The organism is Alicyclobacillus acidocaldarius subsp. acidocaldarius DSM 446, assembly GCF_000024285.1.
Lineage (GTDB): Bacteria > Bacillota > Bacilli > Alicyclobacillales > Alicyclobacillaceae > Alicyclobacillus > Alicyclobacillus acidocaldarius.
Genome location: NC_013205.1, coordinates 241,246 through 256,017, shown reverse-complemented (window position 1 = coordinate 256,017; position 14,772 = coordinate 241,246). Strand labels below are relative to the sequence as shown.

General features: G+C 64.9%; 13 protein-coding genes. 2 read left to right on the top strand and 11 right to left on the bottom strand.

Annotated features, from left to right (window positions below; genetic code table 11):
• Positions 1–139: 139 nt before the first annotated feature.
• Complete coding sequence (locus AACI_RS01195) at positions 140–733, bottom strand: biotin transporter BioY (protein ID WP_012809672.1); 594 nt, start codon at positions 731–733, stop codon at positions 140–142.
• Between the two features lie 158 nt (positions 734–891).
• On the opposite strand from AACI_RS01195, the gene AACI_RS01190 reads away from it, so the two are divergent.
• Both AACI_RS01190 and AACI_RS01185 read left to right on the top strand, forming a co-directional pair.
• Positions 892–1,788, top strand: a complete 897-nt coding sequence (locus tag AACI_RS01190) for an ABC transporter ATP-binding protein (RefSeq protein WP_245530650.1) — start codon at positions 892–894, stop codon at positions 1,786–1,788.
• Entirely contained in the window at positions 1,718–3,397 is a 1,680-nt protein-coding gene (locus tag AACI_RS01185; protein WP_012809670.1) for an ATP-binding cassette domain-containing protein, read from the top strand. The genes AACI_RS01190 and AACI_RS01185 overlap by 71 nt, the downstream gene beginning before the upstream one ends.
• Before the next feature lie 61 nt (positions 3,398–3,458).
• Here AACI_RS01185 and AACI_RS01180 read toward each other — a convergent pair whose 3' ends face one another.
• The 10 genes from AACI_RS01180 to AACI_RS01135 form a co-directional block, all read right to left on the bottom strand.
• Positions 3,459–5,093, bottom strand: coding sequence for a hypothetical protein (locus tag AACI_RS01180; RefSeq protein WP_245530748.1), 1,635 nt, complete (start codon positions 5,091–5,093; stop codon positions 3,459–3,461).
• 2 nt (positions 5,094–5,095) lie between these two features.
• Positions 5,096–5,650, bottom strand: a complete 555-nt coding sequence (locus AACI_RS01175; protein WP_012809668.1) for a hypothetical protein — start codon at positions 5,648–5,650, stop codon at positions 5,096–5,098.
• 150 nt (positions 5,651–5,800) lie between these two features.
• Positions 5,801–7,327: an amidase gene (locus tag AACI_RS01170; protein ID WP_012809667.1), complete on the bottom strand. Its 1,527-nt coding sequence runs from the start codon at positions 7,325–7,327 to the stop codon at positions 5,801–5,803.
• 99 nt (positions 7,328–7,426) lie between these two features.
• Positions 7,427–8,260: an anti-sigma factor gene (locus AACI_RS01165; protein ID WP_012809666.1), complete on the bottom strand. Its 834-nt coding sequence runs from the start codon at positions 8,258–8,260 to the stop codon at positions 7,427–7,429.
• A complete protein-coding gene (locus AACI_RS01160) occupies positions 8,253–8,828 on the bottom strand; it encodes an RNA polymerase sigma factor (RefSeq protein ID WP_012809665.1) in 576 nt (191 codons plus the stop codon). Before AACI_RS01160 ends, AACI_RS01165 begins: the two co-directional genes overlap by 8 nt.
• Before the next feature lie 307 nt (positions 8,829–9,135).
• Positions 9,136–10,851, bottom strand: a complete 1,716-nt coding sequence (gene ptsP / locus AACI_RS01155; RefSeq protein WP_012809664.1) for a phosphoenolpyruvate--protein phosphotransferase — start codon at positions 10,849–10,851, stop codon at positions 9,136–9,138.
• 11 nt (positions 10,852–10,862) lie between these two features.
• Positions 10,863–11,132, bottom strand: coding sequence for an HPr family phosphocarrier protein (locus AACI_RS01150; RefSeq protein ID WP_012809663.1), 270 nt, complete (start codon positions 11,130–11,132; stop codon positions 10,863–10,865).
• A gap of 29 nt (positions 11,133–11,161) precedes the next feature.
• Positions 11,162–12,313: a mannitol-1-phosphate 5-dehydrogenase gene (locus tag AACI_RS01145; protein ID WP_012809662.1), complete on the bottom strand. Its 1,152-nt coding sequence runs from the start codon at positions 12,311–12,313 to the stop codon at positions 11,162–11,164.
• Positions 12,310–12,738: a PTS sugar transporter subunit IIA gene (locus AACI_RS01140; RefSeq protein ID WP_012809661.1), complete on the bottom strand. Its 429-nt coding sequence runs from the start codon at positions 12,736–12,738 to the stop codon at positions 12,310–12,312. The genes AACI_RS01145 and AACI_RS01140 overlap by 4 nt, the downstream gene beginning before the upstream one ends.
• Positions 12,739–12,744: 6 nt before the next feature.
• Complete coding sequence (locus AACI_RS01135; protein ID WP_012809660.1) at positions 12,745–14,769, bottom strand: BglG family transcription antiterminator; 2,025 nt, start codon at positions 14,767–14,769, stop codon at positions 12,745–12,747.
• Positions 14,770–14,772: the final 3 nt, after the last annotated feature.

Here is a 14,772-nt window from a genome sequence, read left to right as displayed (position 1 = left end):
CCCCCCCGTGCGGAGCATGTGTATCGATGTAGTTCGTGCTTCTAAACACAAAATCCTTCTCCGCGCAGAAGGCGCGACGAAGGCCCGCCGCCCCAGTCGAGGCGCGGGCCTTCAAGCAGCGACGAGGGCATCTCCTTCGTCAGGACTCTGCAGCGCTGGATTCCGCCGCATAGCGCGCGCCGCGCAAGAGCCGCTCCGTCGGATAGACGCGGCGCACTCGGGCGACGATCACGGCCGCCAGCACGCTCTTCACAAAGTCGCCGGGCAAGAACGGCCACACGCCCCCCGCGAGCGCCGATCCCCAGGGATGCAAGGACGGAACGACGTGCCGGAGCCACAGCACGCCCGGGATGTAGCAGACGAGATCGCCCAACACAAACAGGATGGCGATAAGCTTGGCGATCTCGCCGCGAGATCCGGGGCGCACCCGCGCGATGGCGAGGCCAGCGAAGAGCGCGCAGAACGGCCAGCCCCAGATGTAGCCCGCCGTCGGGCCGAGCATGAGGCTTGGACCGGCGTGGCCGCCGATGAGTGGAAGGCCAATGAGATCCAGTACAATGAGGAGGACGAAGGTCAGCGCGCCGTACCAGGGGCCGAGCAAGCCGGCGCACACCTGCACCACGAGCGTCTCGAGCGTGATGGGCACCGAGCCGACCGGAATCTGCACCAGGCTCAGCACGGCGAAGATAGCGATGAAGAGCGCACAGAAGATGAGTCCGCGAACTTTGGCCATGAAACTTGACCACTCCCCTGAATGGATATGATATTGTTAACCCAAGAAGAGATTATAGTTGACAATAAGCATCGAAGACAACCTCGAATGCGAGCGGAGGGCGTCCCATGTCGAACACACCGTCGAACCTTTTCACGCAGCACAGGGGCGCAGCCGGGGTGGAACCTCCCGCACTCGCGTGGCGGCGACTGTCGGTCACGCCACCCGGCGCCGCCAAGCCCGTGTTGAGCGATGTGTCCGGCGAGATCGCCCGCGGGTGCGTCATGGCGTTCGTCGGGCCAAACGGCGCAGGAAAGACGACGTTCTTCAGAGCGCTGGTGGGACTGGCGCGGTTTCAGGGCGAGATCGACGTGCACGGTAAGCCATGGCACACCGCGAGATGGCGCGTGCAGATGGGCTTCCAGCCGCCCGCGGCGAGCTTTGTCGGACAGACGGTCGAAGAGGAACTCGCTGTCGCCATCGCCGCGCGCGCCACGCACCTCGGCAAGCCCACACCGGACAAAGACGCGCTTCGACGCGAGATTCGCGGTTGGATGCAGACCGTGGGACTTGGGGTGCCCCCGGATCGCCCGGTGGACGCGCTTTCCGGCGGCGAGATGGCGAAGCTCGCGGTGGCAGGAGCGCTCGCGTCCGGCGCCGACGTGCTCCTGATGGACGAGACGCAGGCGGAACTCGATCCCGATGCCCGGTCCTCCATGCGCGCCCTGTTTCGGCAGCTCGCGCAAACCGGACGAACCGTGCTCCTCGTCACGCACGACATGGACGACGTGCTCGCGGCGGACGCGGTGACGGTGATGAAGGGCGGCACGATGAGCGAGCCGATGTCGCCTCGGGCCTTCTTCTACGGATGGGACGGGCATGCCCCTTGTGACGATCTCGACTTGAAGCCGCCCTACCTGGTTCGGGCAGCGCGCCACATCCGCGAAGCGACGGGGGCGAACTTCGCACCGCTCACAGAACAAGAGTTTGTGGAGGGATGGCGGCGTGCTGTTGCAGGTGAAATCCGTGACCGTCGCGCGCGGAGCGACGCCGGTTCTGTCGAACATCTCGTTTGAAGCGTCGGCCGGCGAGTGGATTTTGCTCGTGGGGCGAAACGGCGCGGGAAAGTCGACACTGCTCGACGCGCTGGCGGGGATTTCGGCGCCGACGGCCGGCGAAATCGCCTACCGCCCGCAGGCAGGCGAGGGAGAGGTGCAGCGAACGTACCTTCCTCAGGCGCCGGAGCGGCTCCTCATTGCCACCTCTGCGGCGGAGGAGTTCGCGGCAAGCCTGCGGATGCCAAGCGCCGAGGTCCGGCGCGGATGGGGCGAATGGGTGGTGCCTCGGCTCGCTCCCCTCGGCCTTGGCCATCTCAAGCCGGATGATCTCCCGTCCCGCCTGTCGACCGGCATGCAGCGCAAGTTTGTCTACGCCATGGCGCTCGCGCGGCCTGGCCATGTGCTCCTCTGCGACGAGCCGACAAGCGGGCTCGACGCGGCGTCTCGCGCCGAACTACTCGACGAGATCGCGCGATTTGTGAAGCAGGGCGGTCTTGCCATCACGGCGCTGCACGATCTCGACGAGGCGCTGTTTGGCGCCACCCGCGTACTGGCGCTCGCCCATGGCCGCCTCGTCTTCGACGGGACGCCCCAGGCATTTGGAGAGGCCGCCGAGGCCTTAAAACAGGACGGCGTCCCCATCCCGCCTTCCGTTCGGCTCGCCTTGGCCCTCGCGCCAACCGGCGGCCCCGAGCCCGGCCTCTACCGCCCGGAAGGTCTGGCCACCCGGCTCTTGGAGTCGCAAGCCGGATGCGGCGGGGAGGATACGGCCGCCGAGGCTTCGCGCCATGACGCCCAGCCAGCGGCCGCGGCTCCGGACGCCTCGAGCGGGTTGGCGTACGCCGCCGCGGGTGAGGCCGCGCCGCCAGAGCGCAGTGCAGAAAACAGTGCGAGCGCCTTTCACCCTGCCCTGCGCTGGCTGGCGCTCACGGCGCTCACGATTGCCATCGCGCTCGTGCATCGGCCGGCGGGCGATCTCGTCGCCGTGATCGCCACCGTCGCGCTCCTGGCCGCGCTGCGCGCGCCCCTGCGCACAACCCTGCGCCTGACGTGGACCTGGGGGAGCTTTGCCATCCTTGCGTGCGCCGTGAGCGGCCTTCAGCTGGGGCCGCCGTTCCACGCGCGCTGGGCCTTTCATCCCACCGCGGCGAAGCACACATTTCTCGAAGTTGTGCCGTATTGGTGCTTCCTGCAGATCGGCCAGTTGGCGCTCGCGCGGTTTTCATCGCTCCAGTTTGCCGCTCTGGTCGATGGCGCTCTGGCCCGCGTCGTGCCGCGCCGGCAGCGACTCGTCGCCAGCTGGTTTGGCGCGCTTGTCACCCGGTTCATCCCCGCGGTCGAGGTCATCTACCGAGAACAGTGGTACGCCTACCGCGTTCGCCTGCAGAACGCCGGGCGCACGCAGAGCACCTCGCGAGCGCTTGTGGACGTGGCCAACGTCATTGCGCCGTTTGTCATCCGCATGCTTCGATTCGGTGAGACGACGGCGGATGCCATGGAGGCGCGCCGGCTGTTTGAAGTTCCGCCTCCCTCCGCCCTGCTGCCCGAGTGGCGAGTGCGCGGCCGAGACCTGGGCGTGATAGCCATGGCGCTCTTGAGCATCGCGCTCCTTGTCTGGACGCGCTGAAGCCCGGCGAATGGCATCGCCGGGCTTCCTCTTTTGACGCCTGGAGTCGCGGTTGCGCGACTCACATCGAGGTCATGATGTTGAGCGTGGAGCCGCCCCACGTATACTTCAGGCCGAGATCGTTCAGGATCTTGGCGACGTCCGACATCGCCATGAACGTGGTGGGCTTGTGCGAGTACGGATCCACGAGGACCGTGCCGTTCGCCATGCCGGCCACCTGGCCGTTGATGTCGAGCGTGATGTACCCGCCGCTGAACTTGGAATTCCAGTTGTACGATCCGCTCGTCTGGATCATCCACTCGTGGCCGTTCCAGCTGTTGTGGATGTTCAGTTTGTCGAGCACCTGCATCACGTACCAGATGGGCACGTACTGCTCGCTCTGATTCGTCGCCGGATTCACGCCCCAGACGCCGAGCGGCATCTTCCACGCCTGGCCGTTCACCTCGAGCGAAATGCCGGTCCACGTCCAGGTATCGCTCGCGCTCTCGAACTTGGCCGGGTACTGCTGGACGATGCCGGCTGCAAGCGAGTCGCCGGTCATGAACATGTGGTTGTAAGACATGGCGAATTCGCTAGCAGAATTCGCATAGTCCTTGTTCACGTAGTCGTTGAAGGTCGCGAGCAGTTCGTCGATGTGCGTCTCGAGACCGTCCTCCACGGCCTGCACGTTCAGGTTCGGGTTCTCACTGCCCAGAAACTCCGCAAAGTGGACTTTGTAGTCCTCGAGATCGCTCACGGCCTGCTGGCGCCCGGCCGCGTCATTCTTAGCGGTGGCCACGACATAGTTGACGAAGTCGTTGATGTGATCCGCCCACAGCTGCTTGTATTCCGCCCCTGCCTGGGATCCATACACGGAACCGTAGGCGTTCGCCAACTGGTCCGTGTTCTGGTTGAGCACGTTGGCCAGCGCTTGGAAGTCGCCCGCGCCGCTGTACCCGGCCTCCATGGCGAGATTGGCGAGATCGGCGTGCAGGGCCAGGAGCTGATCCAGGGTGACGCGCAGATTGGCGGCCGCCGTATCCGGAGAAGACATCCCGAACTTCTGCGGGAACTGCTTGACAATGGCGCCGGCGAGCGCGTCACCCACCATGAACATGTGGTTGTACGCCTGCACGAGCTCCTGCGCCATGTCGTTATAGTCCTTGTTGACGTAGTCGGTGAACGCGGTCAAAAGCTCCTGCACGTGTTCGCGGAGTCCGTCCTGCACCGCCTGCTCGCTCAGATACGGGTTGGCCGAAGCCAGGAACTTCGCGAAGTTTTGCTCGTACGCGGCCAATGCGTTCAGGGCCGCCTGCTGTCCGGACGGATCATTCTTGACCGTGGCCACGACGTAGTTCACGAAGTCCTGAATGTGCGCGCTCCACATGTACTTGAATTCCTGGCCTGCCTTATCTCCATACACCGACGCGATAGCGTTCGAGAGCGCGTCCGTGTTTTGGTTGAGGAGAGTAACCCAGTTGTTGTAATCCGGCGCGTTGTCGTAGCCAGCCTCCATCGCCTCGATGGCGAGCACGGCGTGCTGCGCGAGCAGGTTGTCGAGATTGACCCGCAGGTTGATGGCCGCGTTTGCGGTCACAGGTGCCGGCTTGACTGGCCACATCTTGGACGTTGTCCCCGCCATCGCGACGCTGGACATGCCCCCCAGCGCGATCATGCATGCGGCGGAAGCCCCGAGCCACTTGGTCTTGTTTTTCATGTTCACTTCGACATCCCTCCATGGGTTCTGTGGAATCTTTCACTCGTGTCTACGGATGAAAGGGAAGGTTGGATCACTTCATCACTCGACTTTTTTCGAAGAAGCGCTATCATGAGCCCGATTTGAATCCAGAAGAGCACAAAATCAACGGGGATGCCCTCGTCGTACGGGTCCGACGGGTTGATAAAGTAGCTGCCGCCCTGAAAGAAGAAGAAGTTGAGCACCATGAAGCTTGCGATGGCGAGCGTTGCGGCCGTGATCGCCTTTTCGACAGGGAATAGGGGGCGAAACCACGCGATGGCGCCCATCGCGAGGAGAAGCACGCCGCTCGTCCACTCGCCGACGATCACGAGCCAAGCGAAGAAGTGCGCGTGAGGAACGAATACGTGAGACAAAAGCACCGCGTAGAACCCGTACGGCAACCCGTGTTCCGCCGCCGCGAGTTCATCGCCTAACCCCTGCACAAAGTGATGGGCCAGGACTTTGTTCAGCCCAGAAATGAGCCACTCGTAGCCAACGATGAGTAAGACAAACGCTTGAAACCGATGTGGCCGCATCAACCGCCCTCCTCCCGTGGCACTCGCCTAGGAATACGCAGGAGGTCGACGGATGGATCACACAGACACGCGAAACGTGGTCAGACGGTAAAGCGCCGCCCAGGATGTGGACGGCGCCTCTGAGGCTTTTGGAGCGACAAGGCAGGCTGTTCAGACATCATGAGAGGAAAGACTGTGGCCTTCGCGGATGGGAGGGTTGTCCTTCAAGTCCACCCAGAGGCTCGTCTGTTCCAACAAGGATGCGAGTTGAAGAAGAAGGTCTTCCCGCCCGCGCGCCGCCACGACTTGCACGCCGAGCGGAACGCCCGTCGAGGACCTGTAGAGCGGCAGCGACATCGCCGGCTGACCCGTTAGATTGGCAAGCTGGGTGAATGGAGTTCTCATGAGGCTTGTCTCCACGAGCTTGTCCACGATCCCGGCCCGCTGCAGCAGCCGCGCGATGCCCCATCGGTGCGACCACAGAGCGAGTTTCGCCTCGCTACGTTTGAGCGACAGTTCGCCAATGCGCGCGGGCGGCATGGCCGTCGTCGGCGTGATATAGAAGTCGTACGTTTCGTGGAACGCTTCCATCTGCGCAGCAGCCCTGTCCCACTCTCGGACGCTGGCGACAAAGTCCGCTGCTGATACAGATCTCCCCAGAGATCCAAGCAACCACGTGACGGGTTCCACGTCACTCGGCCGAGGGTGGCGCCCCAGGATGGCTCGAAGGGATTGGAGCTGCGCGCCCACCTCGCCGAAATACATCCATATGTAGCTCTTGGCCACCTGCCGTCCGTCGACCGGCGCCGTTCGCTCTTCGACCTCATGGCCCAGCGTTTCGAGGAAGCGCACCGCGCGTACCACCGCCTCGGCGCACTCCGGGTGAACCTTCGTGCCGAGCGGAGATTCCGTGGTAAACGCGATGCGCAGACGTTTCGGCAACGGGCGGTGGATCACGTCAAGGTATCGCTCGGCCGATCTCGGCGCCATGAACGCCGCCGCCTTCTCCTCCATCACCAGACAGTCCAATGCGGCCGCACTGTCTCGCACGCTTCGCGTCAATACGTGGTTGACCGACGCACCGAGCCAATGGCGGCCGAGCTTAGGCCCCACAGGTGTCCGGCCGCGCGTCGGCTTCAGTCCAAACAGGCCGCAATACGCCGCAGGGATGCGAATGGAACCTCCGCCGTCGCTCGCCCCCGCCATAGGCACCATGCCCGCCGCGACCGCGGCAGCGGAACCGCCGCTCGATCCTCCGGGTGTCACCCGAAGGTCCCAGGGATTCCGCGTCGGACCATAGTGCGCTGGCTCCGTGATCGCCATGAGAGCAAATTCAGGCACGTTGGTGATGCCTAAGAAGATGGCTCCGGCTCGTTTGAACTGCCGAACAAAGTGGGAATCTTCCTCGGCGATATGAGACGCATACGCCTTGGAACCGAACGTCATCGGCTCGCCCTGGATTTCCTGGTGCACATCCTTGGCAAGCATCGGGACGCCTGCCAAGGGTGTATCCGCAGGGACAGCCTCCGCCTCGGCGATAGCCTTCTCGTACCGCTTATAAATGACGGCGTTCAGCTTTGGATTCAGTGCTTCGATGCGCTCGATAGCCGCCTGAACGAGCTCTCGCGGATGGACTTGTTTGCTCCGCACCAGCTCAGCAAGTCCCAGCGCATCGTAGTCCGTGAACAAGCTCCACACCCCAATCGCCCCATTTCCCTAGGACCGCTTCAGGGTGGATGCGTTCGATGCGCCCGCAACAAATTCCTGCCTCGACGCTTGCCTCTCACCGGCCTACCATCACGTGGAAAGCTGCGCCTTGAACACCATGGTGCCAAGCGGTCGCACGTCGATGGCTTTCGGCTCCAGCGTGACCGCGACCACATTCACAGGTTCATTCGGCATCAGCGAGGCAAACACGGCGTTCCCCTGCGCGTCCGGGACAAACACGCCGGCGGATTGAGGCGGCTGGCCGTCGTGAATCACCCAGACCTGGTAGACCTGCGATCCGACCGGTCGCTTCAAACCGTGAAAACGGATGAGCATCTCTTTACCCTGAGGTGAAGCAATGACCCACATCTGCGCGCTGCCCATCCCTGCCGTCGGCGCGAGCTGAACCTGGGTCTTCACTTCACCAATCGTTTGGTAAGGAGCGACGCGATGCAGCGACCAGCCGAGCCCTGCCGCGACGAGCACCAGCGCGGCCCACGGCGCCATCCACCACGTCCGAATTCGGCGCCGCTCTCGGCGCGCCGACCAAGCTTCGGTGGTCGGTTTCGAGTCAGGTGTGGGTTCGAACGCCGATGAGGATTCAAACGCACCCCGGTCGTCCGTCACGCGGTCACGCGGCGCTCCGCCATCCTTCGAGGCCCACGGCGATGGGGACGCGCCCTTCGCGTCGTTTTCCGCGTCCGCCTCCGCAAAGACGGCTGTCAGGACGCGCTGGCGCAACTCGGGCGGCGGCGACATCTCGTCGAAGTCGTACAGCATGGCGTCGGCGATGGGCTTCATCTCGGCCAGTTCGGCCTGGCAGTCAGGGCAAGTGGCCAGATGTTCCTCGAACGCGCGGCGGTCGGCTTCGTCCAACCCGCCGAGGACGTAGAGCGCACACAGTTCGCACACCTTGTCAGCCACGGCCCTCCACCTCCCATCCGACGCTCTGCAATTCATCGCGCAGCTTCTGCATGGCCAGCCGAGCGCGGCTCTTCACAGTCCCGAGCGACCAACCGAATCGTTCCGCGATCTCGTTTTGCGTATACCCTTGAAAGTACATCCACTCCACGACCTGCCGCTGCTCCTCGGGGAGCTTGGCGAGCGCCTGTCGGATCCGTGATCGCAAATCACTCTGCTCCGCCACGCGATCCGGGGTGGGCGCGTGATCCGGCAAGATGGGAAACAGCTCTTCGCCCGACTCGTGCTGTTGGCGCCGCTCGCGGCGGTGGAGATCGATGGCGGATCGGCGCGCGATGGTCAAAAGCCATGTGGAGACCTTGCCCAGCGCGGGATTGTAGGCATGCGCCTGACGCCACACCTTGACAAACACGTCCTGCACGATTTCTTCGGCGTGCGAGACGTTTCCCGTCACGCGGTAGGCGAAGCTGTACACGAGGCGCGCAAATCGATCGTAGAGCGCCTCGAGCGCATCGCGCTGCCCGCGCGCGATGGCGGCAAGCAGCATGTCGTCGGACAGCTCACCGTTCATGTCCACTCTCCTCAAACGGACGATGGAGTTGGTTGTGCTGTCACGTATGATAGTGGAAGCCGCTGCACGGGACAAGCTGGAGGCCATGGCTTGCCGCTCCTCGAAAACTGACGTCGCGTTTCATGGAGTCATACGCAGCGAAGCGGAGATGGGATCAGCGGGAATTGCGGGTGATGAAGCGGGATGGGGCGTTCAGAGGAAGGTACTAGCGAACGCGCTCCAGGCTCGGATCGGCCTGCGAAGCCCTTCGCGAAGATCCCGCGGGGCGATGCACCCCGCGGGATCTTTGCAGCCGAACGCATCGAATTCAAGAGCGTAAGCCTTCCACGAGTCTCAGCACATCCGCCTCGGTATCCGCCTCCAGCGCCCGAGCCGCCAACGCCTTCGCGTCCTCGTAGCGCGTGTTGCGCACGACGTCGCGCACCTTGAGGATGGATCCGGCGCTCATGCTGAATTCGTCCAGTCCCAGGCCAAGAAGAATCGCGGTCGCGCGCGGATCCCCCGCCAGTTCGCCGCACATGCCGACCCACTTGCCCTGCGCGTGCGCCCCGTCAATCACCATCTTCACCAGCCGCAACACGCTCGGGTTGAGCGGCTGATACAAATGGGCGATCCGCTCGTTCAGCCGATCGCACGCCAGCGTGTACTGGACGAGATCGTTCGTACCGATAGAGAAAAAGTCGACTTCTTTTGCCAGGCGATCCGCCATGACGGCCGCAGCGGGAATTTCGATCATGATGCCCACTTCGATGTCCTCGTCGAACGGCACGCCTTCCTCGCGCAGCGCCTGCTTCGCCGCCTCGAGTTCGCGCTTGGCCGCCCGCACCTCCTCCACCGTCGCGATCATCGGGAACATCACGCGCAGCTTGCCGTAGTGCGACGCGCGTAGGATGGCGCGGAGCTGCGCCGCAAACAGTTCCCTTTGATCCAGGCAGACGCGGATGGCCCGATACCCGAGGAACGGGTTGTCCTCGTGCGGCAGGCCCAAGTACGGGATGCCCTTGTCGCCGCCGACGTCGAGCGTGCGGACAATGACCGGGCGCCCAGCCATGGCCTCCGCGACTTCCTTGTACGCCGCAAACTGCTCTTCCTCCGTCGGCGCCGCATCGCGATTCATATACAGGAATTCGGAGCGGAAGAGTCCTATCCCTTCCCCGCCCTGGGCCAACACCTGCGCCACTTCGGCGGGCGTGCCGATGTTCCCGGCGATCTCGACCCTGCGGCCGTCCGGTGTGATGGATTCGGCGTCGCGCAGCGCCGCGAGGCGCGAGCGCTCCCCCTGCTGCCGCTCCACTTGCGCCGAGAAGCGCGCCAACTCCGCCTCGTCCGGCTCCACGACGACGAGTCCTTCGCTCCCGTCGACGGCGAGCACCTGCCCAGCCTGCACGTTGGCCGTGATGTCCCCGAGCCCCACCACCGCCGGAATGCCGAGCGATCTCGCCATGATGGCGGTGTGCGAGGTGCGCCCGCCGATGTCCGTCACAAACGCGCGAACGAGCGCGGGATCCAGTTGGACGGTGTCGGACGGGGCGAGATCGCGCGCCACCAGGACGACGGGCTCGGCAAGAACCGCGAGGCTCGCCCCCTCCCCACCCTGGAGATGGCGGAGCAGGCGGCTGCCCACATCGCGGACGTCCGCCGCGCGCTGGCGCATATATTCATCGTCAAGCGCGTCGAACAGGCCCACCAGCGTGTCGATCACGCTCTTCACCGCCCACTCGGCGTTGACGCGCTCCGCCTCAATGGCTTGGCGAATCTGCCCCGTGAGTTCGGGATCGTCAAGCATCTGCGCGTGCGCGACAAAAAGCTGCGCTTCCGCCTCGCCCAACTTGTCCAAGGCCGTCTGGCGCAGCGCTTCGAGCTCCTCTTTCGCGGCGGCGATGGCCCGCTCGACGCGCGCCCACTCCGCCTGAGGATCTGCCACCTCCACGCGCTCGACGGACGGCTCACTCGGGGCGATGAGCCACGCTTTGGCCACCGCCACCCCGTCCGATGCGGCAACGCCGCGATACACCTTGCCCATCCTTGGTCACCTCACTCGCCGAACCCGGACGCGACGAGATCGCACAGCGCTGTGACGGCCTGTTCTGCGTCCTCGCCCTCGGCCTCAATCTTGATGACGGTGCCTTGCCCGATGGCGAGCGACAACAGCCCGAGAATGCTCTTGGCGTTGATCCGCTTGCCCTTCGCCTCTAAGAAAATCTCCGATTGAAACTTGTTCGCCTCCGCCACAAACAGCGAAGCCGGCCGAGCATGCAGCCCGGAAGGGTTTTTCAGTTCGATCTCTCGCTGTGCCATCGCCATCTCCATAACCTCCTGTGAATCCGTCTCGTTTAATGGATTTCGGCTTGAAGCTCTCTGTACGCGGCCATCACGCCGCGAAGCCGCGGCCCCTCGAGGCCGCACACCGCGCGAGCCACCTGTTCCACGCCGTCGGTTGCAATTCGCCGCTGCAACTCCACCGAAGCCTCGTCGTTCTCGTCCACGTAGTACAGCGCGGACGCGATGGCGCGCTCGATGGCCGTCGTTTCGCTGCCCGCTTCGGCTGCCGCCACGAGGGGGCCCACAAGGCGCTCGCCTGGCGCCAGCTTGCGCAGCGGATCGCGCGCGACGCGTGCGACGTGATCGACCACGTACGGGTTCGCGAAACGCGTCCGCACCTTCTCGGCGTACGCGGCGAGATCGGCGACATCGAATGCGGCGTGCCGATGCGCCAGTCCGTGCGCCGCTTCCTCCTGGAATCGCGCGGCGTGCTCCTCGATGTCCTTGCGCGAGAGCGCCTCGCCGATGGTCGTGATGCCGCGCAAATGCGCGAGATACGCAATGGCGGCGTGCGCGCCGTTCACGAGGTACAGCTTGCGCTCTAGATACGGATCGAGATCCGAGACCCACGAAATGCCGTGCGGCGCGCCGGGCACGGGACTTGCCTCCACGACCCACTCGTAGTACGACTCGACCACGGCGTCCAGCGCATCCTCCGCGTGTCCTTCGCGGTTCGGAGCGATGCGATCCACCGCGGCATCGAGGAAGCGCACGCACGCATCCAGGAATTCGCGCAACGCGTCGTCCGCCAGCCGCTCGACGTGATGGCGCAGTTGGGACGTCGCGCGCACCGCGTTTTCACACGCAATGACGATCACGTCGCCCTCTCGGCCCGCCTGCATGCGCCGGCGGAACCCCTCCACCAACACCGCGGCCACGCCTTCCAGATGGCGAACGCCGACCGCCGTCGTGATCCAATCGCTCGTCGCCGCAAGCTCGATGCACCGCTCCGAGCCGAGCAGGCACGCGTCCACGCCTTGCACCTCGACGACGCGCTTTTCCTCGCCGAGCTCAATGACGCGGTAACTGCGCTTCGCCGCAAGCTCGTTCACGAGACCCGGCACGACATCCGCAAACGTCACCTGAAATCCGGCCTCCGCGAGCAACCAGCCGATGAAACCGCGGCCGATGTTGCCCGCGCCAAAGTGGAGCGCCCGCCTCATGACGCACGCTCCAGAATCTGCACAATCTCGTCGGCCGACGACGCCTGGACCAGTCTCGCCACGTTGTCCTCGTCCATGCAGACGGTCGCGATCTGAGAAAGAAGTTCCATGTGCTCTTCGCCCTTGCCCGCAATGCCGATGACAAGCCTCGCCTTCTCCCCGCCGAAATCCACGCCGTCCGGGTACTGCGCCACCACGATGCCGGACGCGCGAATGTATTTCACCGAATCCGGCATGCCGTGCGGGATGGCGATCCCGTTGCCGATGTACGTGGTGGTCGAAGCCTCGCGCTCGAGCATGCTGTCCACATATGGCGCCTCCACATGGCCGAGATCCACCAGCATGCGGCCCACCCGCCGAATGGCGTCTTCTTTCGGCTCCGGCCCTAGGTTCAGCGCCACGTGGCGCGCGTCCAATTTCACCATCTTCATTCACTCCCCCAGACGAACCATCGCGTCGTACAGACGCCGTCGAACTTCCTCTTCGTCGGCGCTTTTCAGCGCCTCCACCAACGCCTCAGATTCCACCAAAGCGGCCGAGATGCGGCCAAGACCGTCGATCGCGCCCGGGTCCTCTTGCACGCGCGCAAGCAGGACCAGCACGACCGCCACGGGCTCGTCCTCTCCCACCCCCCGCGTCCACATCGGCCGCTCCAAGCGATAGACACCGACAAACGGGCCGTCGATCCCGTCGGTCCGCGCGTGCAGGACTGCGAGTTGACGACCCGGTAGCACGACGCTCCCCAATCGCTCCCTGCGCTCGATGGCCGCCACAATCGGCCCGGCGTCGGAAGCGCGCCCTTGCCGGACGAGATCGAGTCCCACGAGCTGAATGACATCGTCCATCGTCTGCGCGCGAATGGAGGACGTCCTGGCCGAAGAGGCGAGCCGCAAGGCCCACGTGGATGCGCCCGGCAGCGCCTCGCCCGGCTCCGGCGAGGTACGCGCGGGCCGTTCGAGCTTCGCCAGCACGAACCGAACCGCGCGGAGGTCCTCCTCCGTGAGAAACGGGGACACGACCACGACGGGCACGTCCGCCTCCGGCAGCGAAACGGTGGACAGGACGAGATCGGCGTTTAAGTGCGCGGCGGATTTCGCCGAAGCCACCTCCTGCACGGAGATCTCGGGCAACTCCTTGCGCACGCGGCTCGCGAGAAGCCTCGCAGAACTGAGCCCGTGGGGGCAGACGATCACGGCTCGCCACTTCTCCTCTGCCAATCGCCGCTCTCGGGAGGCGCCGAGATGCATGGCAAGAAAGCCGATTTCCTCATCCGGCAGCCGAAGTCCGTGTGGAGCGAACACTTCGCGCGAGGCCGATTCCGCCGCGGCAAAGAGCTCCGGGTATCGGGCCTTGACCGTCTCCAGCAGCGGATTGCGGATGGGCAGCCCGGCGCGGACGCGATCGAGCGCAGGCGCGAGGTGCTGGGCCAGCCCGCTCACCAGCAGATGGTCCGACGCAAACGGCAGCCGCGTGATGTCCTCGACCGCGCGCACGAACCGATGGGCGAGATCGAGCGCGGTCACGTTGGACGGAAGGAGCCGGAAATCGTCATCCAGGCGCACGCGGAGGCCGGCGAGGTGCCTGGCCATATACCGGATCTCCGGTTCGGTCGAGAGGGCCGGAAGGCCAGTCGCCTTCGCCACACTCGACAAGAGTTCCTTCGCGAGCGCAACATCGCCAGGCCTTGCGCCCTCGTCCAGATCCGTTCCGCGCACCAGCCCTCGTCTGGCGGCCCGCAGGCATTGGATCACCGCGTACAGCCAGACCTCAAATCGATCCGCCTCCTCGACCGGCGGCTCCGCGGCGCCCAACACCGCCTCCACGACATCCGCGACGGCCCTGAGCACCGGATCTTGGACAAATTGAACGAGCCAGCGCGCGACGGGATGGCTGAGATCGCCTTCTCGCGTGGTCATGCGAGCCAGTTGATACGGAGAAATCTGCTCGTAGACGATGTCAGCCATGGCTTCGCGCCTGGCCACCTCGCTCCCTTCGACCAACACGCCGAAACCCTGCCTACGCACGAGCGTCAGGTGGCGAGCGCGCAGCCATGGGGCGAGATCGTTCAAATCGCCGCTCAAGCTCGCGGGCGCGGCGTCGAGGACCTTGCCCAGGTAGGCAAGTTTGAGCGGCCCGGGCTCCGCAAGAAGCCAAAGGGCGAGAAGCGCAGCCCGCTGACGCGGTGTGACGGCCGCGGACCGCGCGGTCACAGGGCCCAGCGCGGCTTCAATGCGGCCCAATTCCTGCGGCGAAGCCAGGAGGCACAACCGCCCGCCCTGGCTCTCGATCCGCGCCCGAAACGGGCGCAGCCAGCCAGCGACGGCGCGCAGATCGCGCTGCAGCGTGCGGCGGCTGACGTCCAAACGGCGCGCGGCCTCGGAAGGATCCACGCCTTCCGGGCGCCGCACCAGTTCGAAGAGCAGGAGCTTTTGGCGATCCGTCAGTTCGTTCGCCATGCC